The sequence below is a fragment of the Mucilaginibacter sp. P5_A6 genome, assembly GCF_056400585.1.
In genome coordinates this window covers 227022-250967 of record NZ_JBFUKZ010000002.1, presented here as the reverse complement: position 1 = coordinate 250967, position 23946 = coordinate 227022, and the positions used below count along the sequence as shown (strand labels likewise).

The window sequence follows — 23946 nt, the reverse complement described above, 5'->3', positions numbered from 1 at the left end:
GGGTTATTAAATTAATAATTTTGGTGAATGCTTCCAGTTATTCAATTTGTTAATTTTATTGAACAAAATGCCTTGTTTGCACCCGACAGCAAGGTTTTGGCTGCTGTAAGCGGTGGTATGGATTCTGTTTTAATGACTCACTTATTAAAGGCTTCGGGAATTAATTTTAGCATTGCTCACTGCAACTTTCAGTTACGGGGCGATGAGGCCCTGCGCGATCAGGAGTTTTGCAATAACCTGGCTAATAAACTGCGGGTACCCTTTCATACCATCAATTTTGATACCATACAATATGCCGGCGTACATAAAATATCTATCCAGATGGCCGCCCGTGAACTGCGTTACCAATGGTTTGATACTTTATGCCAGCAATCGGGTTACCAGGCCATTGCGCTTGCACACCACCAAAACGATGCGATTGAAACAATATTGTTAAACCTTACCCGCGGAACCGGCATTGCTGGCTTACACGGCATATTACCCAAAAACGGGATGCTGGTGCGCCCGCTGCTGTTTTTAAAGCGCGAAGAAATAGCGGCCATTGTTGTCGCCAATAAATTGGACTTTGTTGAGGACAGTTCAAATGCTTCTGCAAAATATGCCCGCAATATGATAAGGCTGAAGGTGGTGCCCAAACTAAAGGAGCTAAACCCATCGCTCGAAAAAACTTTTGAAAACAACCTGAAACATTTCAGAGACCTGGAACTCTTATTGGAGAACCAGGTTGCCGCATTAAAGAAAACGATTTTACAGCAAGGAAAGGATGAAACATTTTTATTGCTTGCCGATGTTAAAAAACTAAGCCCGCCCCGCCTTTTGCTATTTAAGTTACTACAGCAATACGGTTTTAATGAAACAACCGTTGATGATGTGCTATCGGTATTGGATAAGCATTCGGGCCGGATCTTTGAATCAGCCGGGTATTTACTGGTGCTTGACCGCGACAGGCTGATCATTAAACAAAAGAAAACCGGGGTGCAGGAAGCTATGAGCATACCGGAGCAGGAACATGAGGTTTATTACGGCGGATATAAGCTTAATTTGTTACATGATGATAGTCCGCTCATTATAAAAGATAACCCGCTGGCAACATCAGTTGACGCGGCTTTGTTGGTGTATCCGCTCACGATACGTGCGTGGCAGGAAGGCGATTATTTTTACCCGCTGGGGATGAAGGGACGAAAAAAACTGAGTGATTACTTTATCAATCAGAAGTTACCTTTACATCAAAAAGAGGCAGTGCCCATACTGGTGAATGGCAACGGCGATATAATTTGGGTGGCCGGTTTCCGCCCCGATGAAAGGTATAAAGTAAACAATAACACTAAAAAAGTTACTATATTCGAATTGTACAAATTATGACAAGCGAGAAAACTGTATTTGTAGAAAAGCAATACCTGGGCCGTGAATTCATCCCTATTACCATACGCCTGGTTTTGGCTATGTTTTGTTTTGCAGCCTACTTTTTTACCGATGAGCGGGAGCGCAATGGCGATTTGCTGGTGGTAGTTGGTTTCGCTATTATCATCATATCTATCATTATGGGCTTTCTACTGCATTACAGTACCACGGTAGAAAATAAAAGCATCCGCCTTAGCGGCTTATGGACTGCCCGCGTTGTAAAAATCGATCTGAATGGCATTGTAAAGGCCGAAAAAGGATTATACAGCCGTTACCTTTTTAATAACCCCGTTTATAACCTGCATACCAAGGGCACCATTCGTTTTTATGCTGCCGGTAATGACGCCATTCATTTAACAGATAGAGACGGCCTGGTTTACATTATAGGCTCGCAGCATGTTAATGAGTTTTTAAGGGCGATAAGGGAAGAGATGAAAAAGTAAGTTCCTTAGTGCCTCACATGAAAAAATCCTATTAATGCATTATAGTCTATCAGGAGATGACAAGTAATAAGGATTTTTAGGTTGCGGTATTTATGGTAGTGGTAACCAAAAACCAACCCGATCAATAAAGGGATCAATACATTTATTATAGTACCGTACCCGATATGCCCCAGGCTAAAAATTACCGAAGAAATAATTACAGGTAAATGTTTGCCTTTAAAAAAAAGGCTCAATCTTGGCATCATATACCCCCTGAAAATCAATTCTTCCAGTAACCCTGCTGTAAAAATGCCGAATAGTTTAACCGGAATACTAAACTTAAGCATCAATAGCATGGCATTGCTTACTTTAAGCGTGCCCCAAAGTTTAAAAGGCAGGGCGATTATAATGGCCCCTATCAGTATAATCATCAGGATTGCAAAAACGGATAGTATAGAAAACCCTATCGAATAACGATTCTCGGTCCATAATAAAAGGGGCTGCTGCTCTTTGTTTAAAACGTACAGGTAAATAACAGCAAAACACAACCAGAATGCTACCCTGGTTATTGTGAAACGGGTTTGCATAGATAAACTTTGGCCGGTAAGCATGGAGAATACTTTTGAGCCAGCCGTTAAGCAGAAAAGCAATGCAACTGTTAGTATAAGGCCGTTTAAAATAACCGAGTTTTCTTTTCTATTTGTCAATGATACCATCACCCCTGGTTTAGTTATCCAATGATACTGAAAATAAGGTATAGTTTTGGCCTTACTCCTGTCCCATAATGCTCATCAGTTCATCTATAAATAAAATAGCGGCCTTTTTGCGGTAAACACCTTTTTGCCACAGGATATATGATTGCCGCTTGATTCCCTTTGCAATAATGGGAACAGCCGCCACCTTATCCCATCCTATAAGCGCTTTTTCATTAAGTATGGTAGCCCAATGGCCGTTTTGAACTAATGAGAGCAGCGAATGCACATCATTTAACTCGATTTTAATGTTTGGGGTTATTTTATTTTTGTAAAATAACTCATTAATAAATTCGCGGGAGCTGAACCCTTTGCCCGGTAATACAAGGTCGAGCGCGGCCAGGTCTTTCAGGTTAATTTTTTCGAGTTTAGCCAGGGGATTGTTTTTGTCCACTACCATTACAATACTCGAACTAAAAAGCCATTGCATTTCCAGGTCCTCATCGTCCGACTCATTATGAAAAGCCAGGATCATATCCAGCTCGGATAAGCGAAGCTTTTTCTCCAGGTCTTCGGGATTGCCGTAAGTAATAAAAATTTTAATCCCCGGGTATTTGGTAGAAAACGGTGCAAGAGCCGGTAATAACAGCGAAGTAAAGGCGTATGAAACGCCAAGGTTTAATTCGCCGGTGGCTGCGTTATTAAGCTCGGCAATGGCTTGTTTGCCTTTTTGTACCGCTGCCAGTATTTTGCGGGCGTGTATTAAAAATATATGCCCCGCTTCGGTAATGCGCACATGTTTGCCTACCCTGTCAAACAAAAGCAGGCCCAGCTCTTCCTCCAGCTGCTTAATTTGCTGCGACAGCGTGCTCTGTGTGATGAATACAGCCGCCGCCGCTTCGGTGAAGTTCATCGTTTCGGCCGCTTTTACAAAATACTGTAATTGCCTAAGCTCCATAATTAATCGTTTTTAACGATCATTTCTATTAAAACAATCTATTTTACAAATATATCATCATTGCGGATATTTGCATCATAAACAATTTCAATAGTCTTGTATTAAGATCTCCCCTGGATTTGCTTTTGTAATGAATGAATAAATGAATGTCTTCCGCTCTTTAAAATACCGTAATTTCAAGTTGTTTTTTTACGGTCAGTCTATCTCTCTTATTGGTACCTGGATGCAAAAAACAGCTGTAAGCTGGCTGGTTTACAGGCTCACCGGCTCGGCAGTATTGTTAGGTATAGTTAGCTTTGTAAGCCTTATCCCTTCGTTAATTCTTGCGCCGTATGCAGGCAGTATTGTCGATAGGCATAACCGTTACCGTATATTGGTTATAACCCAGGTAGTATCTATGCTGCAGGCAGGTGCATTGGCCTTTTTAATATTGTTTAAGTTTTATAACATCCCGGCCATTATTGGGCTAAGCCTGGTGCAGGGCATTATCAACGCGTTTGATGTTACCTGCCGCCAATCTATCATGGTAGAAATGGTTGATGATAAGGCCGACCTGCCCAACGCCATCGCGCTAAACTCCACTATGACCAATTTTGCCCGTATCGCGGGGCCTGCTGTGGCGGGTATCATTTTAAGCACCTTTGGCGAAGACATTTGTTTCTTCGGCAACTTTTTAAGCTATATACCGGTGCTGGCCTGTTTATTTATGATGAAGCTGAATACAACTGTAGCAGGCAAACCTCAAAAAGGAATCTGGGCCGAACTGCAGGACGGCTTTAAATATGTGTCGGGCGACCGTGACCTGAGCAGCCTGATCGTGATGCTTACCATAAGCAGCTTATTTGTTATCCCCTTTAATACCTTGATGCCAATTTTTGCAAAAGATATTTTTAACGGGGATGCCAAAACCTTTAGTTGGTTTGAAAGCGCCGCGGGTGTAGGTTCGGTGATCAGCGCGGTTTATTTGGCCAATTTAAAAACAGGTAAAAACCTGGTAAATATCATCATTACAGCAAGCCTCATTTTCGGATCGGCTGTACTGATGGTGGCTTATGCAGGCAAACTGCCATTCGCATTAATATTTATGGGTTTTACCGGTTTGGGGATGATGGCGCAAACATCGGCCATCAACACCTATATTCAAACACATGCTATACCGGCCATGCGCGCAAGGGCTATAAGCTATTATGTTATGGCTTACCAGGGAATGATCCCCGTAGGTAGCTTATTAGTAGGCTGGCTGGCCAATGAGCTGGGCCCAAGGCAGGCGGTTTTTATTGAAGGTGCGATAGGACTGCTGGCAACAGGTGTTTTTGTTTTGTATAAAAGAAGGCAGGGGATTGAAGGGAATATTGGCGGGAAAGCGATGCTGGCGAAGTAAGGGTTGCGTTAATTGTCTATCTTCTTTAGAAGGTCAACGGTTTTAATTGTTTTAGTTAGATCACAATTTTCTTCGTAGCCTTTGTCTGGGTCGAGGCCGAATTGCTTCATGATTTCAGCCCTGATTTCACGGTTTTGAGGATTGCGAAGGTCAAAATGCGTTTTGTAACCAGGACGTTTTTGATAATCATATTCGCCGTTGTTCGCAATCGTTTCTTTTATATCAATGGTGTTAAATTTAGGTCTAAAACCGATCCCATAATACCCAAACGGATTGTATGCTTTTCTTGAAGGGCTGTTTTCCGGCACGAAGGGGTTATCGACAGTTACATATTTATTAAAACTTGCAGCTGGTATTTCTGCACTGATCATTCCCCACTGCAAAAACACGCTGAACCTGGACGGTGAGATATGCCGACCATGAGACATTGGAAAATCAAAATCGTTATTCAATAGTTTTTTATGTCCAATGATTTCAAATTCGCCATAAAAAAGTAAATTATCCATCATATAGTCAGATGGCAAGGCACTGCACCTTTCTAACTTATCTATATTGATTTCTTTGCTATCAGCAACATAAGTGTATATTTTAATTAAAACGGGTTTTGCCATAAATAAGGAAAGCCCATGCCCATCTTTAAGTAGATATTTTGCCCTCAATTCAGCAACATTCAAAAGTATCCGACCAAAGCCATACTCGCTCCTACTAATTTTAAAAGTGAAAAAATCGCCCACTTTATACTTTACATTCTTCCTGGTAGCTTTTTTGAATAAATTTAAATCGGCAATATAATTCTTTGGAGCCGATTGGATAAACTCATCAATCCATTCAATAAGGTCTTTCTTTACTATACCGTTTCCTTCCCACCAGCTGTCATAAAACGTAGTTTGTGTGGTATGACTGCCTATAAAGATTTTTCCATAAACATCAATTATGCAATAAACACCTATAGGATGTCGTGATTCTAACACCGAAGCAGTAAGCTTTTTCTCTTTACCCTTGCCAGTTTTAGGCATCAGTACTGTTCGCAATTTCGTTAGTTCGTCGTATTGCTTTTCTTCGTACCGATCTTCTATTGATACGATATGCCTTTTAATGACATCTCCCTCAAAATAAAGAATACTTTCCTGTCTGTAGTTATCTCCCTTGAGCATCACCCTTTCCCATTCAGGATTGATAGGTTCCAAGCCAAAATATATTCTTTGCGGGTTGGTTAATTCAAATTTCATTAAAAAGTGACATTGAGGTTAAGGTTGTATTTTACTTATGCAAATCCCGGCAATACACCAAGCCCTCTCCAACCCGGAAAGGGCTTTCATTATTTTACATCTTCAAACCAATCTCTCTTAACCGCTCATCCAGGTATTCCCCGGCAGTGATATCGGAATATAATTTAGGGTGATCGGCATCAATACATGATTCCAAACTCGTCAGATCCATCCCCGATTTAGGGTGCAGGAAAAATGGCACCGAAAAACGCGAATATTTCATCAGCTCGCGGGGTGGGTTTACCACACGGTGCGTGGTTGATTTTAATTTATTATTGGTTAAGCGTTGCAGCATATCACCAACGTTCACTACCAGGTCTTCTCCATGGGCCTTAACCGGGAACCAGGCGCCTTCGCGGGTAAGCAGCTCAAGGCCATCGGCGCTGGCGCCTATCAATAGCGTAATGAGGTTTATATCCTCATGCGCCCCGGCACGCACTGCGTCATCAGGAACCGAATCAGGGTCGGTTATCGGGAAGTAATGCAGCGTGCGTAATATAGAGTTACCGTTATGTACTTTGTCGTCGAAATAATTTTCGGGCAGGTTCAAATAAACCGAAATGGCCTGCAACAGGTGTTTGCCGGCAGCTTCCAGCTTTTTATAAACCTCCAGCGTAGTAGTATTAAATGATGGCAATTCATCAACCACTACATTATCAGGGTAAATATCTTTTATCGGGTCACCATCGGTAACGGTTTGGCCTATCTGCCAAAATTCCTTCAGGTCGGGCGTTTTAAAGCCTTTTGCGGTTTCTTTTCCCTTACCGGTATAGCCACGCTGGCCGGCCAGGCCCGGAATCTCATATTTTTGCTTTACCGCATCGGGCAATGCAAACAAGGTTTTAACCTGCTCATAAAGCTCATCTATTAATTGCTTGCTTAAGCCGTGGTTGGTTATGGTAACAAAACCGGTTTCATTAAATGCTTTACCAATATCGTCAGAAAACTGCTTACGATCGGCGGTGCTGCCGTTTATATAATTATTAAGATCAAGTCGTGGAATATTTACTGTGCTCATAGCTGTCGCTTTATAATAAAAAGTAAAATTATTTAAATTTTAAGTTAGCAAGTACAAAGTATAAATAAAAAATTGTTTAACCCTTTAAATCACTATCCAAACGATGTTAACCCGTAAAACAATTTTTGATTTAAACGTTTTATACTTTGTTTCGTCATACATATAGTATCGACAACAAAACTGAATGAAAAAATGAAATATATAAAGAAAATATGCGGTTTAAGCTTAATAGCATTTTTGATAATGCTTGCCGCACCAACTATAAGCAAGGCCCAGGAGGAGGGCGGCTACGTATCTGACCAGGAATTTTATGACGAACTTTCCCCTTATGGTACCTGGGTTGATGACCCGCAATATGGAAATGTATGGGTGCCTGATGTGGAAGACGGTTTTAGGCCATATGCAACCCGTGGGTATTGGGTTGTTACCGATTATGGTAATACCTGGGTATCTGATTATCCCTGGGGATGGGCAACGTTCCACTACGGACGCTGGCGTTATGATAATTATTATGGCTGGGAATGGATCCCGGGTAATGAATGGGCGCCTGCCTGGGTAAGCTGGCGCCGTGGCGGAGGCTACTATGGCTGGGCTCCTTTAACTCCGGGCATAAGCATCAGCCTGTCATTCGGCAACAGCTATCACGTGCCCGATTCATATTGGGTATGTGCTCCACAGGAATACATTAACAGCCCAAATGTTTATAATTATTACGCGCCGCATACACGGGTAGTTAATATTATAAACCGTACTACAGTTATCAACAACACGTATGTTTATAATAACCGCACGTATATAACCGGGCCAAGGGTTGCCGAAATAAGGAGGGTTACCCGGAATAATAATGTACCGGTTTATAGGGTTAACAACACCAACAGGCCCGATGGCGGCGGCAGGGTTGCGAATAATACGGTAAACATTTATCGTCCGCAGGTAACAAGATCAGCCGATGCAAGGCCTGCAAGGGTCATCAATGCAGCCGAGTACCGGAAAGCTAATCCAAACCAGGGCATAGCTAACCGTGCAGGCGGACAAGCAACTGTAAACCGGAATAATGCTACACGATTAGCTGATGTAGCTAAAAGCAACGACACTAAATTTGTAAGGGTTAACAACAACAGACCGGCAAAAGCGCCCCAGGATAACAATCGCCCGGCGCAACCAAACGCAAGGCCAAACGATCAGCAAAACAGGCAACAGGCCGCTGAGCAAGCCAGGCAGCAAAGGGATCAGCAGCAAAACCAGGCCCGGCAACAGCGGGATCAACAACAAAATCAAGCGGTTCAGCAACGCCAGCAACAGGCTAAACAACGCCAGGACGCTCAAAAAGAGCAGCAAGTTCAACAACAGCGCGATCAGCAACAGCAGAACCCTCAAAGGCAGCAGCCGGTAAAACAACAGCGTGATCAGCAACAAAACCAGTCTGTTCAACAACGCCAGCAACAGGTTCAGCAACGTCAACAACAACAGGAGCAGGCTGTTCAACAACGCCAGCAGCAACAGGAAGCGCAAAAACAGCAACAGGTTCAACAACGTCATCAACAACAGGAGCAGGCTGTTCAACAACGCCAGCAGCAACAGGAAGCGCAAAAACAACAACAGGTTCAGCAGCGTCAACAGCAACAGGAGCAGGCTGTTCAACAACGCCAGCAGCAACAGGAAGCGCAAAAACAGCAACAGTCTCAGCAACGTCAACAACAACAGGAGCAGGCTGTTCAACAACGTCAACAGCAACAGGAAGCGCAAAAACAACAACAGATTCAGCAGCGTCAGCAACAACAGGAAGCGCAACGCCAGCAACAGGTTCAGCAGCGTCAACAGCAACAGGAGCACGCTGTTCAACAACGCCAGCAGCAACAGGAAGCGCAAAAACAGCAACAGGTTCAGCAGCGTCAACAACAACAGGAGCAGGCTGTTCAACAACGTCAACAGCAACAGGAAGCGCAAAGACAGCAACGTCAGCAGCAACAGGAGCAGGCCCAACAGCAACGTCAGCAGCAACAGGAAGCGCAAAGACAACAACAGGCTCAGCAACGTCAGCAACAGCAGGAAGCGCAAAGGCAGCAACAGGCTCAGCAACGCCAACAGCAGCAGGAAGCGCAGCGCCAGCAGCAAAAAGAGCGCGAACGTAAGCCCGCCAATTAAAAAGCTGTTTTAAATTATAATCAATAGCACATATGAACAAACATTAATTAGTTTATATGTGCTATTTTTATTGCTGCTATATATAAGTTAAATTAATTATGAAATACCTGCGCAAACTTAGTTATCTTGTTGTTTTAGCCTTATTACCTCCATTTTTTTATCCGTTAAAGGGTAAGGCTCAGGCTGTAAATACATCAACCCAGATCAATTTTATTGAAAATTCATGGAGCCAGGCTTTAAAGCAGGCTGCTGCCAAAAACAAATATATTTTTGTAGATGCCTATGCCAGTTGGTGCGGCCCGTGTAAAATGCTTAAGGCCACTACCTTTAAAAACAATAAAGTAGCCGAGTTTTATAACAGCAATTTTGTGAATGTAGCTATTGATATGGAAAAAGGAGATGGACCGCAACTGGCTGTGCAATGGGGCCTGCGGGCTTATCCCACACTCATTATTTTTGATGCAAAAGGAAACCCGGTTTACGGTACAGTTGGCTTTATTAAGGCCGATGACCTGATAAAATTTGGTGTAAAAGCCCTTAATAAATAATAGTCCGGTTTAAACAAACTCAAAAACCGCAATCCTTTATTATGCAATGACGAAGGTATGGGCAATAATGCGCCTTCTTGTGCACGCTTAATAAGGTCAAAAACAATTGTAGCAACTAATAGTAATCCTTTGCCGGCGCTTTTTGGAAAGAAAGCGCAGTAAACTGAGGAAGACGGAAATAAAAAAGGCCGGAAAACTCTCGCAGTTTTACGGCCCTACATCTACCTATGAAAAACAACCCTTTTGAGAAGGGTATTAAGTTATATTCAAATGAGATGCCAATTATTAAATAGGAGTTAATACGCATAAAAATGCACAATTAGATATCTGCCATAATTTATTTGTGGAAACTCTTCCCCGGCTATTGGGGAGAAATTGCACAACGGTTTGATTTATAGCTGAGTATTCTCAACAATGCAGACATACAGCTGTAGTTAAAATTTGTCAACTTAAATAAACATTCCAGAAACCATAAACCACAAACATTGTTACTGTTTATATGGATTATAATATTTACTTATTGGCAACCGATCCTAAAAACCCTTGCCGGGATGTCATCCATTCCAGGGATACCCGTTTGAAGGTCAGGATATTTTGTCTTGATGAAGAAGGGTTTAATCCGGATGCCAATGAGATCCAGCTATATGGCTATGCCAACAGCAAGCTATATGCCTTTGAAACCATAAATATCGCGGCCGACGATGCACTTGACCTGGTAGGAGCCATACAATGGTATGCCGACTATATCGATGACCCTGAGATGGAAATACTCCCCGAAGACCCCCGTCCTGGTGACAATATAGCCATGTAAAACCCTTACGGCAGCCTTGCGATCGCTTGAAAAAAAATGCAACAACCTAATAAATAGCCATTTAACATAAAATTTAAAATATTTTTTGAAGAATAGATCAAAGCTTCTATATTTGCAGACCCAAAAGGAAGGGAGTTTAGCTCAGCTGGTTCAGAGCATCTGCCTTACAAGCAGAGGGTCACTGGTTCGAACCCAGTAACTCCCACAAAAACCTGATAGAAATATCAGGTTTTTCTATTTAAAGAGATTTCCAAACATGTATTTTGCTTACATAATCTATTCGCCAACAAAAAACAAATATTATGTCGGCTCATGTGAAGATGTGGCTAAAAGGCTGGTAAAGCATAACACCAATCATAAAGGATTTACCGGGGGCATGTTAGATTGGGAAATAAAATGGATGGAAGAACATCCAATGAAGAGTGATGCAATAAAATGAGAGCGCCAAATTAACGGGTGGAAAAGTCGTAAAATGATAGAAAAGCTCATAGCTGGTTCAGGGCATCCCGATTTATAATCGGGAGGGTCACTGGTTCGAACCCAGTAACTCCCACAAAAAGAAAACCTCTTAAGAAAATATCTAAGGGGTTTTTTGTTGCCCGAAACTTTTCTGTCCTTTCAAAGTGCGTGCAAATGTTTGCAAATTGGCTGATTTACCGGGAGCTGCCGCTCCAATTTCCCGACTTAAAATTTTTTGAAAAAAATTTGCGAAACCAATCAGTTGCTTATATGTTTGCAACCAATTAGTTTCTTATTTAAATAAATAATCATGAAAAATAAAATCCTCTTTGTTTTATGCCTGCTAACCGGCCTGATGTTTATCAATGCCGGCCTGGACAAATTCCTTCATTATATCCCGATGCCTAAAGAAATGCCGGAGAAAATGGTGAAAGCAGGGAAGGCGTTTATGGAAATAGGTTGGCTAATGCCGCTGGTGGGTGCCGCGGAAATCCTTGGCGGTTTATTGTTAATCTTTGGGAGAACCAGGGCGCTTGGTGCTATTATTATCGTACCTGTTTTAACCGGCATTCTATTGGCCAACATTAGTATGGCCCCATCGGGTTTGCCTATTGTATTGGCATTGATCGCAATTATTCTTTGGGTAATTATTGACAATAGGGGAAAATACCTGCCTATGATAAGGCGATAATTTTTTTTTAAGCTTGATCCCTATAATTCAAGCCAGTATAAGAACACTTTAATGAGAAGAGATATTTTTCAAGCGATAGCCGACCCGACACGAAGGGCTATCATTACTTTAATTGCAATTCATGCAATGACACCGAATGCTATTGCCGAGCATTTTGATACAACACGGCAGGCAATTTCAAAACATCTAAGGGTTTTAACCGAATGTGAACTGGTGAACCAGCAACACCAGGGGCGGGAGATATATTACCAGCTTGAAATTGACAAGATGAAAGAAATAGACAAATGGCTGGAACAATTCCGCGAGATCTGGGAGACCCGCTTTCAACAACTCGACGACCTTTTATCAGTTATTAAATTTAAAAAATAATGAAAAACAACTTGCACTTCGACTTCATTGCAGATAAGGAAAAAAATACGCTGACGATCAGGCGTGAGTTTTTAGCCGGCCGGCAATTAGTTTGGGACTGTTACACCAAAAGTGAATTGCTTGACCGATGGTTCGCTCCCAAACCCTTAACCACCAAGACAAAATCAATGGACTTTCGTGAAGGCGGCCATTGGCACTATGCAATGGTAGAACCAAACGGCACAGAATACTGGGGCTATACAGCGTACCTTAAAATAAAACCGATTGACTACTATATAGCATCAGATGCATTTAGTAATGCAGAAGGTGAAATAAATAAAGACCTGCCCCTTGCAGAGTGGCTGGTAACTTTTACCGACAAGGGAGAAAACGCTTTGGTAGAAACTATCGTCACCTACAAATCGCTTTCAGATTTAGAAGCTGTTATTCAAATGGGTATGGAGCAAGGAATGACGGCAACACTGGAAAAACTTGATGAATTATTATTAATCTTAAAAAAATAAACAACAAGATCACCGTTTTAAACTCCAACCTTTTTTATAGCTAAAAACCGATAACTTCGAACTTAAAACTTTCGACTAAAGGCTAATAGCAATTCAAGGTTAACACCACACTAATGCCCCATCGCGCATTACCTAATTTAGTCATTAATGAAATAATCAGCGAACCTAAGCGTTAGTAACCTTTTGTAGGGAATGAAAAGGAGTTGTTTGGCGATCGGGATGGCCGCGCTGCTGCTGACGATAATCGCCGGCTGTGGTGTGGTAAAGTCAATGGGTAAAAACCCGGAGGGCGAAGAGCTTACCCGGTTAGAGGCATTGCCTAATTACAAAAATGGCGGTTTCGAAAATTTGGCTGAACGTTCCGACTCGACAGTCAAGCGCAACCGGTTGCTTTATATGTTCCACAGCCGCCCTCAAACCATCAGGCCTTCTCACGGGCTGCCATGGGTTAAAACTGATTTGAAGACACTGGCTGCTGCTGAACCAACCATCGTTTGGTTCGGTCATTCGTCTTTGCTGATCAAAACCGACCAGGGTAATATACTCATCGATCCTATTTTTAGTAACCATGCGGGGCCGGTGCCTGGATTGGTTACGGCGTTTCAAGGTACTAAGCATTATCACGCCGAGGATATGCCGCCGATAGATGTGCTGATCATTTCCCATGATCACTATGATCACCTGGACTATCGCACCCTGAAAAAATTGAAAGACCATATAAAAATGGCGGTAGTGCCAATGGGTGTAGGTTCAGATCTGGTGTACTGGGGATTTGATCCTAAAAAGATTATCGAATTGAATTGGGACCAATCGGTCACGCTGCCTGGTGGCCTCAAAGTTACCGCTACGGCCGCGCAGCACCGCAGCAACCGTTCGTATACTAACGAAAATAAAACACTTTGGGCATCTTATGTAATACAAGCAGAGCATTACCGGCTGTTTTACAGTGGCGATAGCGGTTATGGGCCACAATTTAAACAAATAGGCCAGCAATATGGCCCATTTGATCTGGCGCTGCTGGAATGCGGACAATACAGTCCGAATTGGCCGTGGACACATCTGCGCCTTGGGCAGGCTGCCCAGGCCGCTGTTGACCTGCAGGCTTCTTTGCTGCAGCCTATCCACTGGGCTAAGTTTGTGGAAGCGGATCATCCCTGGAACGAACCTATAGAAAAGCTCCTGCCCGCCGCCGAAAAGCTGGGTATCCAGGTAAACGTTCCGCGTATCGGGGAACCTTATACTTTGGGTGATCCGCCCAGGAACGTAGTCTGGTGGGATTTTAAATAAATCATTTGAGCTAATAACTTACCGGTAGCCTAAGCCCAGGCGATCAGCCTGAGTGCTGTCAGGACTCAAACTTTAGCTTAGAAAACTTATCCCGCCTGCTCCTCCGCTTATTACCGGCTTTTCGCATTTCCTCCATAATATGCTCCTTCTCAAATCATCTGGCCTTTTATAGTAGTTGTTTTTTGTCGCGATCCACCCCTCGATTTGTCAATTTTACACAGCGTAAAATCCTGAAAATGCTTCGATCTTTGTATTGTCAATAAAATCAATAATTTAAATAACGCATTATGAAAAGAGCAATTAAAGGATTTAATATCCTCAAACCGGTACTATTAATCGCTATTCTGTTTTTTACAGTGCTTCAGTCTGATGGCCAGCAGCTTAAACCTGCAAACAGCGGCTATGCGCCTGTTAATGGCATTAAAGTTTACTATGAGGTATATGGTGAGGGTAAGCCTCTCGTTTTGCTACATGGTGCATTTATGACAATTGATGGGAACTGGGGCCAATTAATCCCTGAGTTGTCAAAAACCAGGAAAGTAATTGCCATTGAATTGCAAGGACATGGTCATACACAATTTTCAGATAGAAAATTATCGCATGCTACTTTAGCAAGTGATGTGGAAGGGGTAATGGATTACCTGAAAATTGACAGCGCTGATATAGCAGGATATAGTTTTGGCGGCTCTGTGGCTTACCAGTTGGCAATACAAAGTCCTAAACGGGTAAGAAAATTAGTGATCATTTCTTCTACTTATAAAAGTAGTGGTTGGCGGCCCGAAATAGCCAATGCATTTAAAGGTATGAAGCCTGAATTATTTGCGAATAGTCCTATGAAAGCGGCATATGATGCAGTAGCACCCGACAAAACAAAATGGACAAAGTTCCTGGAACAGATGATTGCTTTTGCCGGGGAGCCCTTCAACATGGGTGACGCTAATATTGCGAAAATTACTTTGCCGGTATTGCTTATATCAGGCGACAATGATGGCCTGGACAAAGTGGAGTTGATGAAAACGTACCAATTACTGGGAGGTGGTGTATCTGCTGACTTGGGGCCGATGCCAAAATCACATTTAGCCATTGTTCCTGCGCAGGGACATGTCAGCTTAATGATGCAGACGAAAACCATATTAGGTTATCTGGATGGCTTTTTACAATAAAAATCGTACCTGGGATTCAATTGATACCCAGTGAATATTTTCAAATTGAATAACCTTAACAGGGGAATATTGATGTAAAATTTATCTTAAAACAATTATAAGCAAATGAGAAAGATCAGAATTTTTGAACATATCTCGCTGGATGGCGTGATAGAGCATGACGGGGACTACACCTATGGCGCATGGACTACACCCTATCGAAGCCCTGCGGGGGCGGCAGCCCTCCTGGAGGCATACGGGCCAAACTTTGACCTGCTGCTTGCCCGCCACACCTACGATATATTTAGTGGCTTTTGGCCTAATGCCGGAGATTTCCCAATGGCAAATGCTATAAATGCTGCAACCAAATACATTGCAACCCACAGGCCCGACAGCCTGGAATGGGGTCCGGTGCAGCATTTGGGCGAGGACCTTATAGCGGCGATTCGCGATCTCAAGTCAACGGACGGTCCCGACCTGATCGTTGTGGGAAGTTCGACGCTAACGTCCGTATTGCTTGACCAGGGACTGGCTGACGAGGTTGTGCTCATCACCTACCCGGTTTTGCTTGGCCGGGGTAAACGCTTATTGTCGGACAGTATTGACGCCCGGGAACTTGCATTTGTTGACTCGAAGGCCACGCCCACGGGTTTACTCATCAACACTTATCGACACGTTGGACCGCTGAAATCCTAATATTTCACTGACTCTTAGGCGGCTGAGCGGGCGAGATTTTACTATTATTGGTTTGTTCAGCCCGGCCAGTATATTGCCTAACCCTTTAAAATAAAGCCCTGATATAAATTATGTATCGGGGTTTTGTGCTTAGATCTCCCATTCGATCTTTGATATGTAAGAAGCGCCAAAAGGCGCAGATCTTGAAAAAGGGGTTCGAAAAACTTCCCCCACGGGCTACGAAGCCGCTTTACGAAAGTAGAGCGGCTTTTGGGTTTACGGTAGATGCAATCTAAAAGGATATTGTTCGAAGTTGCAGATCAGTATGAAATCACAAACTTGAATATCTTGATATCATAAGATCACCCCCTAATCAGTCCGCATTTGATCTTAATTCTAACCTTTGTACTTATCTTTATAGTTGGTAAAATCTGTATGAGCAAGTTATATACTATTGTAGATACAATTCTCGAATGTAAAGGCGAGTTATTAAACATTCCTTTTGCTGTCTGCTTTTTAGAAAATGGTGTTTATTCGTTTGATACACGGATTCATGACTCTGATTTTTATAAAAAATATCGCGATTCTTATATCGTCTTAAAAGGCACAACAGACAGCAATCACAAAATTGAAGCGGTTGGTTTATTTATTTCCAAATTTGTTACTCCTTCAAAGGCAGCGACACTCGCATGTGACAAATTTGTTAAAATTACCAAGCCTTGGGGCGGCGAATTTAAGAATGATATCGAAGAAAGCTCGACTGAAAATAAAAGGGTTTTTGCAATTGAATTAGAAGGTTTAAAAATTCGTTATAGCGACAGAACTGAAATTGAACGGTACAGAAGAAGTGGCAAATTAGAGGATTTTCTCAATTTTGAATTTGATCATAATGAATGCGTTATTTTATTAAATAACAACGTTCTGCAAAAGAATTATTCAGTCCTGCTTACCGCAAATTCGCAGAATGAAAATACTTTTATCGAGTTTGTTACCAAAGAAGGTTACGACGACCTGTTTGAAGACGACTTTAAGAAATTCAGAGCAGCGTTTATTCAATTCTTATCTTTTATAAATGGAGCACCTTTATTGTTGAGAAAACAATTTTCGGGAAACTTTCACACCATTTCCGGATCGGGAAATGTAGATGCCGAAATTACAGCCATTTACTCACATAAACCTCTGGACAAATTATATTACAGTGAATATCTGCCAATAAATTGGAATCATGGCATGACTAACGATATACTGCCCATTTTGTTTCTAGATGGGTTTAACAACTACTACATTCAAAATCAGACATTAGATCTGAATTCCTTAGTTTCATCGTTAAATGAAGCTCATCAAACTGGCGGGCCCAAGGAGCAATATTATATTCTCATAACCGCGCTTGAAAAGATTGTAAATAACTTTTACAAAAAAGGAAATAAGTCGGAGACACTTATTCAACCAGCTATATTTAATAATTCGATAAAATCTGAACTACTACGGGTACTTGAAAATTACAAGGCTGAAATAAAAACGGACAATAAAGCCGCATATGACATATTTAAGTCGCGAATTGGCGGCATTAACAAGATAAAGGATAATGATAATAAACAAAAATTTTATCAGTTCTTTAACTTTTGCAACATCGAGGTAAGCCCCTATTTATCAAATCTGATTGAAGTCGAAAGAAATCAGGCAGTTCATGAGGGTAAAGTCGGGAATGATGAAAACGATGCATTATCGGCGTATTTAAAATTAGACCACCTGTTGAGAGATGTAATTTTAAACTTAATGCAGTACAATAAAACAAGAAACCCCAAAGTTATGCGTCAAAAACCTTTCCCTTACAAAACGCCTTGGTCAGGATAGCCATGCCTTTCAAACATAGTTAAACAGAAGTATATAAATTTGATTAGCTACTAATTTATCAGACCCATATAAAGAGTAAAATCTTAATATATTTGAATTACAAAGTATTTTAAAAGAAACTAACTTTCAGACTTATGAACGAAGATCATATTCTCGAAATAGGTATTAACTCATCAAACCAGCTTTATATCAAACCTGAGAAGGAACGCTTTACAATGATTTGGAGAAGCGCAACGGAAGTCCATTGGCATGATAAAGAAAACTTTCTTTATTCTCCAAAACCAAGAGAATGGTCATACCTTGATTGGTATAAACACACTGTGAGTGTTATTCAAGATGAATATAAATGTATGCTTAAAGCGAATACTAATACTGTATGGACACATATTCCCGACGACCTTAAAGAGCATATTATAGATTTCAATTCAAGATTTTGACACCCGCGATAAAAGGTAAAATTCGCTAACCTTTAATAAAATTATCCCAGACAGCAAAACCAACAACAGTTCAACAACGCATATTCGCAAATAACACCTAAATGGCGACAGACACATTTAAAATAACCATACATATGGTTTCAAGTCTTGATGGTTATATCGCCAAAAAAGACAATAGCGTTTCGTGGTTTGAGACAGCCGACAACTATGAAAAAGGGGTTAATATTACCGAACAAGATGCGGAGGAATTTCTTAAAACGATAGACTGCTATGTAATGGGTTCCCACACATACGAACACGCTTTGGAACTTTCAAAATCGTATGGCTGGGTTTACGGCGACGTACCGACTATTGTATTAACCCACAGAAAACTGCCGATTGACAGGCAGAACATTGAAATTTATTCGGGCAACCTGAACAAATTGGTGAATGAACAACTTAAACCAAAATACAAGAATGTTTGGCTTGTAGGCGGTGCTAAACTTGCCAGGGATTTCATTCGTTTAAACTTAGCAGACGAAATAAGACAGTCAATTCTGCCAATTATTTTGGGTGACGGAACGCCGTTTTTTGATCAGATAGGACAAGAACAAGCATTACACCTAAAAGATGCGAAAGCCTACAAAAGCGGTATGGTGGAACTATGTTACGAAATAAGAAAATAACAGCATTCTAAGAGGCTGTCTAAAAATGATTTATTAAATGTTTTTAGACTTCCAATGAAGCATATATCCACGCGTCATTGCGAGGCACGAAGCAATCCCCACCTTACAGAGTAGCTTTGCAAATCCGATCTGCATAGTTTGGGATTATTAATGTTGTGTTTTTATTTTTATAGGTATTAATGAGCTCCCTGCGGTCGGTTATCTTCGTACCTCGCAATGACGGTCTGTTTTTTTATTTTTAGACAGACTCTAACAAGTTAAAAATTAATAATATTTGTTTCATTTCTCCCCAAACCCACGGCCTTATAATCTGTTAATCCACAAGCTGTTCCACAACCCACAGCTTTAAAATGGATTATGAAATTATTTAAATGCGCCAATTGCAGTCAGTTGTTATATTTTGAAAACAGTTTGTGCGAATGCTGTAAGCATGCCTTGGGTTTTATTGCTGATGATTTAAACCTGGTTACTTTGGTACAGGATAATAATGGGTATTACCATTTATACAGTAATAAAAAGCCTTTTATTGGTGGCTTACTTAATAGTAAGCAGCCGCAGTTTAAGTATTGCAAAAACCAGGAGTTTGGTGTTTGTAACTGGCTGATACCGGCTGATGACCCGAAAGCTTATTGCCGGGCATGCGAACTGAACCATATGGTGCCCGATTTATCCGACAATGAACACGTGAGGCAATGGAGACTAATTGAGGCCGCCAAACATAGGATGATTTATAGTTTGCTGCAATTGAAACTGCCATTGGTGAGTAAACTGCAGGACGTGGAAAAAGGCCTGAGCTTTGATTTTTTGACGGATATAAATCCAGCTCAAAAGGTTTTAACCGGGCACGAAAACGGCCAGATAACACTCAACGTTAACGAGGCCGACGATGATAAGCGCGAGCTATCGCGTAAGCAAATGAACGAACCTTACCGTACGTTGCTGGGCCATTTCAGGCACGAGGTTGGCCATTATTATTGGGACAGGCTGGTAGCGGATAGCACCTTTATTAATGAATACCGTGAATTATTTGGTGATGAACGGCAGGATTACGAGCAAGCCCTGCAACGCCATTACAACCAGGGCGCCCCGGCCAATTGGAATTTAAACTTCATTAGCGCGTATGCCAGCGCCCACCCATGGGAAGACTGGGCCGAAACCTGGGCACATTACCTCCATATTACCGACACGCTTGAAACAGCCGGCGCCTTTGGCATGCAGGTAGCTCCAGGCATTGCCAACAGCAACAGCAGCCTGGTAGCAAACATAAATTCAAGCCCTTATAAGCAGCAAAACTTTAAGCAGCTACTTGATATGTGGCTGCCATTAACTTTTGCTGTGAACAGCATGAACCGTAGTATGGGCAATAAGGATTTATATCCTTTTGTAATTCAACCTAAGGTGGTGGAGAAACTTAGCTTTATACACAAAGTTTGCTTTGCTTCGCGTGTAAATTAAAAAAAGCCTCTGGAAGGGGGAAGTTTAGAGTAGAAATGGTAGTTCATCAGATCTTCTTTATAGACATCTTTTTAATAAAAGAAAATGTCATTTCGATAGAGCTTGAGGGGAAATAGCGCGGGCGCGAAAGAGAAATCTTATACGACATGCATTCATTAAGCATTGTTGTATAGCATATCGCCGGAGATTTCTCCTCACTCCAGCGCTCATCCCCACCCTGGTTCGATCGAAATGACAATCGGTTTTAAGAAAAATGCCAATACCCCCTATTCAACCCTGCTTACATCCACATTTACATACATCCGCTGGCCCGCGCCGCTGTAAACAATACCTTTAAGCGGCACAACATCGGCAAAATCGCGACCAATAGCCGTACGGATATGCCGGTCGTTAACCAGTAGGTTATTGGTGGCGTCAAACTCCGTCCACCCAACGTTAGGGATGTACAGCGCTATCCAGGCATGTGAGGCATCGGAGCCAAATAATTTAGGTTTCCCCGGGGGAGGCAGGGTTTCTATATAACCGCTTACATAACGGGCAGATAAACCTATAGAGCGTAAACAGGCCAGGGCGAAATGTGCAAAATCCTGGCAAACACCCTTTTTATGTAAAAAAACCTCCTCAAGCTTAGTGCTTACGTCAGTAAAGCCAGGCGTAAAGTCAAAATCATTAAATATCCGGGCGTTCAGATCAAGCATGGCATCCATGATGGGCCTGCCGGGTGTAAACGACTTTAATGCATACTCCTGGATGCCGGGTATAAACACCACATGGTCCGATTCGAGGTAAAATTGCCGGATATCATTTTCGGCATTTGTGCTCTGCAGCCAGCTTACCACGCTTTCCCAGGGCATGGTATTTTTCGGCACCGTGTTTATCCACACCGGCTCTGCTATGGTAACCTCGCTTTTTATCTCTACGCTCAGTTTCTGGTGAAACTCCTCGATAGAAAAATAGATAAACTTATTGTTAAAAAAGTCCTCCCTGGTTACCAGGAAATGCGGAACCGGGTGAATTTGATAATGTACCTTCTCCACCTGCTGAAAGGCATGATTAACAGGCACCTGGTAAACCAGGTTATGGCACAATGATGCAGGCAGCTGATACTCGTACCGGGTAATATGGGTGACCTGGTATTTCATAAGCCTGGGTGTTTTTTAAGTCCCCGGTTTAAAACAAATAGTGTCATGTAATAAGTTCTCATAATTCGGGAAGTGTATTATTACTTTTTACAAAACTATATTGGCTTTGGGTAGGGCTAAAATAGGTTTCAAATATAAGAGTTGATGCCTGGCTTAATACGGTGATAAGGTGATGTAAAAAGCTGCTAAGTTCCTTTTTGCTGAAATCATTTGCATTGCCCGATCCTGCCATCCTGTTAACATCACACAGCCTGATCATGGTTAAGGCCTCCAGCAGCTTTTTGTGTGCCGGGCTAAGGCCGCCCTCGTTACTGTTATCAGGCAAATGGGTAAGGTGCTCATCAATTTTTGCAATTAAAAAAGCTACCGATTTTGGATTATCCTCATTAACCAGCAATAAATTAAGCACCCCCGGGAGTTGCAGCGTTGAGCGGTACAAATAACGGTAAGTAACCAGGCTTTCGTGGCACATCAGCACCAGTTCCATCAGTTGCTTTTCTACATCGGGCTTTACATTATTGGTTAATGCCGCCTGTAATATGGTGCAGGTATTAAGGGATGACTCTAAGAAGCGGCCAATGTTAAGCAGCCGCCAGCTGGAAGCCCTGGTCATGTTGTCATTATTTAGGCCGATAAAAGCCATTAGCTTGATAATAAACTGATCGAGATTATGATATATCTTCCGCAGATCGTTACCGTTTTCCTTCATCAGCTCAAACTCTTCAGATATACTATCCAATATCCGCCAGGTATCCAGGCTTAAGCGGTCGCGCACGGCATAGCCGTTGGTTAAAAACGACTGCAGGGATTGTGCCAGGGTACCCGCCCGGCCTGTTTCAACCGCGAGGGATAGCAATTCTTTTTCGGGCTGACGCAATTTGGCCTGGTCCTGTGAGGCAAAACCGGGAAGGGTGCCCGTTAAGGTGCTTAAACTTTTAAGCAGTATTACCAGGGTTTGGTTTGTTTCGGGATGAATTTCATCATCGCGCTCGTTGTAAATTTTAAGCACAATACGCATCATCCGCACGTTGCTCACGGCCCGGTCAAGATAGCGCCCCAGCCAAAATAGGCTTTCGCCTGTACGGCTTGGCAAAATATTTTTAACCCGCCTCAATATCGGCTGGTTTGCCACTGATTTAACCTGGCTTTGCGGCGATGGGCCAAGCACCCAGGTATCTTTACTGATACCGCCCGATTGATTTGATATAATAAACTCGCCTTTAACGGGAAAGCTGCGTGACAACCCGCCCGGCATTACGTGATAAACCTCCTTCTCCATATCGGCCACAATGTAGCTCCTGAAAACAGCGTTGCAGGCCTCCAGCTTGTTGCCGATAAGTGACGGCGTTGTGCTGAAGCTTACCACTTCCTGCGCCACATATAAATACGGCCGGGTGTTTATTTCTTTCCTAAGCTCGTCTATTTGTTTTTTGCTCAGTTCGCTGCCGATATATGGCAAGTTCTCGTTACTCCTGTAAATGGAGCGGATAATAAGAAAAGGCAGGTTATCAAGTACATATTTTTTTTCCTTTTCGTGCCCGCACCACCAGGTTGCTACCGATGGTAAAATCAATTCTTCATTTAGCAAATGCTTGCACAGGCGTGGCAAAAATGCCATTAACCCGGGGTTCTCTAATATCCGGCCGCCTAATGGATTAATAATGGTGACTTTTTTTTGCCTTACGGCTTCCATCAGCCCAACCACGCCGAGGTGCGAATCGCCCAAAAATTCAAGCGGGTCGCAAAAAATATCATCAACGCGCCTTACAATAACGTCAACCTTTTCAAGCCCCTTTAAAGTTTTTAGCCATACATAGCCGTCGCTTACGGTTAAATCCTGTCCAAAAACAAGTGTAAAACCCAGGGATGATGCCAGGTAGGCATGCTCAAAATAGGTTTCATTGGCGGTACCGGGTGATAAAAGTACCACACGCGGGTTTTCTTTATTTTGTAAAGCGAGCCTGGTAAGGGTGTTTTTTAACGTTTGATAATAAGATGAAATTTTACGCACCTGGTTTTCACGAATCAAATCCGGAAACACCCTGGTCATGGCGGCCCGGTTTTCCAGCGTATAGCCTGCCCCCGATGGTGCATCGGTACGGTCATGCAGCACCCATATTTTGCCAAGCGGCCCCCGCACAAGGTCGGCGGAGTATAGGATTAGTTGAAACTTGCCCGGTATTTTGATCTTATCGGCCTGCCGCAAAAAACCTTTATGCGTAAACACCATCTCAAGGGGAATAAACCCCTCTTTAATCAGCTTACGTTCGCCATAAATATCCGATAAAATAAGGTTCAGCAATTCGGCACGCTGTACCAGGCCGCGTTCAATGTTTTCCCATTCCTGCTGGCTAAAAACCATAGGTACAGGGTCCAGCTTCCAGGGGCGGTTAATGCCATCGGGATCGCTGTACACATTATAGGTAACACCATTATCCCGCAGCTCCTGGCTAATTTCCCTGCTTCGCTGCGCCATTTTTTCAATGCCCAGCTCATCGTAAGCATGTGCAAGCTTTTTCCAATGCTCGCGTACCACCCCTTCGGGTGCGGCAAGCTCATCAAAAAAAGGTTTTGCAGTTTTACCGTTCCGCTCCAGGTAAGTATCAATCATTCTGCAAATTTC

23 protein-coding genes and 1 tRNA gene are annotated in these 23946 nt (G+C 42.4%); 18 read left to right on the top strand and 6 right to left on the bottom strand.

Going from position 1 to position 23946, the window contains the following annotated elements:
* Positions 1–27: 27 nt before the first annotated feature.
* Together tilS and AC1DO4_RS03105 are read left to right on the top strand one after the other, a co-directional pair.
* Positions 28–1362 (top strand): tRNA lysidine(34) synthetase TilS, encoded by a 1335-nt coding sequence (gene tilS / locus AC1DO4_RS03110; RefSeq protein ID WP_477412866.1) that lies wholly within the window; start codon positions 28–30, stop codon positions 1360–1362.
* Positions 1359–1844, top strand: a complete 486-nt coding sequence (locus AC1DO4_RS03105) for a hypothetical protein (RefSeq protein ID WP_477402512.1) — start codon at positions 1359–1361, stop codon at positions 1842–1844. Before tilS ends, AC1DO4_RS03105 begins: the two co-directional genes overlap by 4 nt.
* Before the next feature lie 5 nt (positions 1845–1849).
* Here the strand turns inward: AC1DO4_RS03105 and AC1DO4_RS03100 are convergent, their stop codons facing one another.
* Positions 1850–2539, bottom strand: a complete 690-nt coding sequence (locus AC1DO4_RS03100; protein WP_477412864.1) for a CPBP family intramembrane glutamic endopeptidase — start codon at positions 2537–2539, stop codon at positions 1850–1852.
* 52 nt (positions 2540–2591) lie between these two features.
* On the bottom strand, positions 2592–3473 hold the full coding sequence (locus AC1DO4_RS03095) for a LysR substrate-binding domain-containing protein (RefSeq protein WP_477412862.1): 882 nt from the start codon (positions 3471–3473) through the stop codon (positions 2592–2594).
* A 142-nt stretch (positions 3474–3615) separates the two neighbouring features.
* Between AC1DO4_RS03095 and AC1DO4_RS03090 the strand changes: the two genes are divergently transcribed.
* The gene (locus AC1DO4_RS03090) at positions 3616–4854 is read left to right on the top strand and encodes an MFS transporter (protein WP_477412860.1); all 1239 of its coding nucleotides are present in this window, start codon (positions 3616–3618) and stop codon (positions 4852–4854) included.
* Positions 4855–4862: 8 nt separating this feature from the next.
* Here AC1DO4_RS03090 and AC1DO4_RS03085 read toward each other — a convergent pair whose 3' ends face one another.
* Both AC1DO4_RS03085 and AC1DO4_RS03080 read right to left on the bottom strand, forming a co-directional pair.
* Positions 4863–6083: an immunity 26/phosphotriesterase HocA family protein gene (locus tag AC1DO4_RS03085; RefSeq protein WP_477412858.1), complete on the bottom strand. Its 1221-nt coding sequence runs from the start codon at positions 6081–6083 to the stop codon at positions 4863–4865.
* 94 nt (positions 6084–6177) lie between these two features.
* On the bottom strand, positions 6178–7140 hold the full coding sequence (locus AC1DO4_RS03080) for an isopenicillin N synthase family dioxygenase (protein ID WP_477412856.1): 963 nt from the start codon (positions 7138–7140) through the stop codon (positions 6178–6180).
* A gap of 192 nt (positions 7141–7332) precedes the next feature.
* Here AC1DO4_RS03080 and AC1DO4_RS03075 point away from each other — a divergent pair, with 192 nt between their 5' ends.
* The 15 genes from AC1DO4_RS03075 (at position 7333) to AC1DO4_RS03005 (ending at position 20181) form a co-directional block, all read left to right on the top strand.
* Complete coding sequence (locus AC1DO4_RS03075) at positions 7333–9285, top strand: DUF6600 domain-containing protein (RefSeq protein WP_477412854.1); 1953 nt, start codon at positions 7333–7335, stop codon at positions 9283–9285.
* 98 nt (positions 9286–9383) lie between these two features.
* Positions 9384–9833 (top strand): thioredoxin family protein, encoded by a 450-nt coding sequence (locus tag AC1DO4_RS03070; protein ID WP_477412852.1) that lies wholly within the window; start codon positions 9384–9386, stop codon positions 9831–9833.
* Positions 9834–10332: 499 nt separating this feature from the next.
* On the top strand, positions 10333–10644 hold the full coding sequence (locus AC1DO4_RS03065) for a hypothetical protein (RefSeq protein WP_477412850.1): 312 nt from the start codon (positions 10333–10335) through the stop codon (positions 10642–10644).
* Between the two features lie 130 nt (positions 10645–10774).
* Positions 10775–10849 (top strand) — tRNA-Val (locus AC1DO4_RS03060).
* A gap of 51 nt (positions 10850–10900) precedes the next feature.
* Positions 10901–11083: a GIY-YIG nuclease family protein gene (locus AC1DO4_RS03055; RefSeq protein ID WP_477412848.1), complete on the top strand. Its 183-nt coding sequence runs from the start codon at positions 10901–10903 to the stop codon at positions 11081–11083.
* Positions 11084–11413: 330 nt separating this feature from the next.
* Complete coding sequence (locus AC1DO4_RS03050; RefSeq protein WP_477412846.1) at positions 11414–11794, top strand: DoxX family membrane protein; 381 nt, start codon at positions 11414–11416, stop codon at positions 11792–11794.
* Positions 11795–11845: 51 nt separating this feature from the next.
* Positions 11846–12163 carry an ArsR/SmtB family transcription factor gene (locus tag AC1DO4_RS03045; protein WP_477412844.1) on the top strand — a complete coding sequence of 106 codons (318 nt, stop codon included), beginning with the start codon at positions 11846–11848 and terminating at the stop codon, positions 12161–12163.
* Positions 12163–12666, top strand: coding sequence for an SRPBCC family protein (locus tag AC1DO4_RS03040; RefSeq protein ID WP_477412842.1), 504 nt, complete (start codon positions 12163–12165; stop codon positions 12664–12666). Before AC1DO4_RS03045 ends, AC1DO4_RS03040 begins: the two co-directional genes overlap by 1 nt.
* 192 nt (positions 12667–12858) lie before the next feature.
* Complete coding sequence (locus AC1DO4_RS03035; RefSeq protein ID WP_477412840.1) at positions 12859–13953, top strand: MBL fold metallo-hydrolase; 1095 nt, start codon at positions 12859–12861, stop codon at positions 13951–13953.
* A 287-nt stretch (positions 13954–14240) separates the two neighbouring features.
* Positions 14241–15116 carry an alpha/beta fold hydrolase gene (locus tag AC1DO4_RS03030; protein WP_477412838.1) on the top strand — a complete coding sequence of 292 codons (876 nt, stop codon included), beginning with the start codon at positions 14241–14243 and terminating at the stop codon, positions 15114–15116.
* Between the two features lie 105 nt (positions 15117–15221).
* Entirely contained in the window at positions 15222–15791 is a 570-nt protein-coding gene (locus AC1DO4_RS03025; RefSeq protein WP_477412836.1) for a dihydrofolate reductase family protein, read from the top strand.
* 414 nt (positions 15792–16205) lie between these two features.
* Entirely contained in the window at positions 16206–17624 is a 1419-nt protein-coding gene (locus tag AC1DO4_RS03020) for a hypothetical protein (RefSeq protein WP_477412834.1), read from the top strand.
* A 134-nt stretch (positions 17625–17758) separates the two neighbouring features.
* Positions 17759–18061 (top strand): hypothetical protein, encoded by a 303-nt coding sequence (locus AC1DO4_RS03015; RefSeq protein ID WP_477412832.1) that lies wholly within the window; start codon positions 17759–17761, stop codon positions 18059–18061.
* A 101-nt stretch (positions 18062–18162) separates the two neighbouring features.
* Complete coding sequence (locus AC1DO4_RS03010) at positions 18163–18726, top strand: dihydrofolate reductase family protein (protein ID WP_477412830.1); 564 nt, start codon at positions 18163–18165, stop codon at positions 18724–18726.
* A gap of 357 nt (positions 18727–19083) precedes the next feature.
* Complete coding sequence (locus tag AC1DO4_RS03005) at positions 19084–20181, top strand: zinc-binding metallopeptidase family protein (RefSeq protein ID WP_477412828.1); 1098 nt, start codon at positions 19084–19086, stop codon at positions 20179–20181.
* A 266-nt stretch (positions 20182–20447) separates the two neighbouring features.
* Here the strand turns inward: AC1DO4_RS03005 and AC1DO4_RS03000 are convergent, their stop codons facing one another.
* Together AC1DO4_RS03000 and AC1DO4_RS02995 are read right to left on the bottom strand one after the other, a co-directional pair.
* Positions 20448–21323 (bottom strand): transglutaminase family protein, encoded by an 876-nt coding sequence (locus AC1DO4_RS03000; RefSeq protein WP_477412826.1) that lies wholly within the window; start codon positions 21321–21323, stop codon positions 20448–20450.
* Between the two features lie 58 nt (positions 21324–21381).
* The gene (locus AC1DO4_RS02995; protein WP_477412824.1) at positions 21382–23934 is read right to left on the bottom strand and encodes a circularly permuted type 2 ATP-grasp protein; all 2553 of its coding nucleotides are present in this window, start codon (positions 23932–23934) and stop codon (positions 21382–21384) included.
* Positions 23935–23946 lie beyond the last annotated feature (12 nt).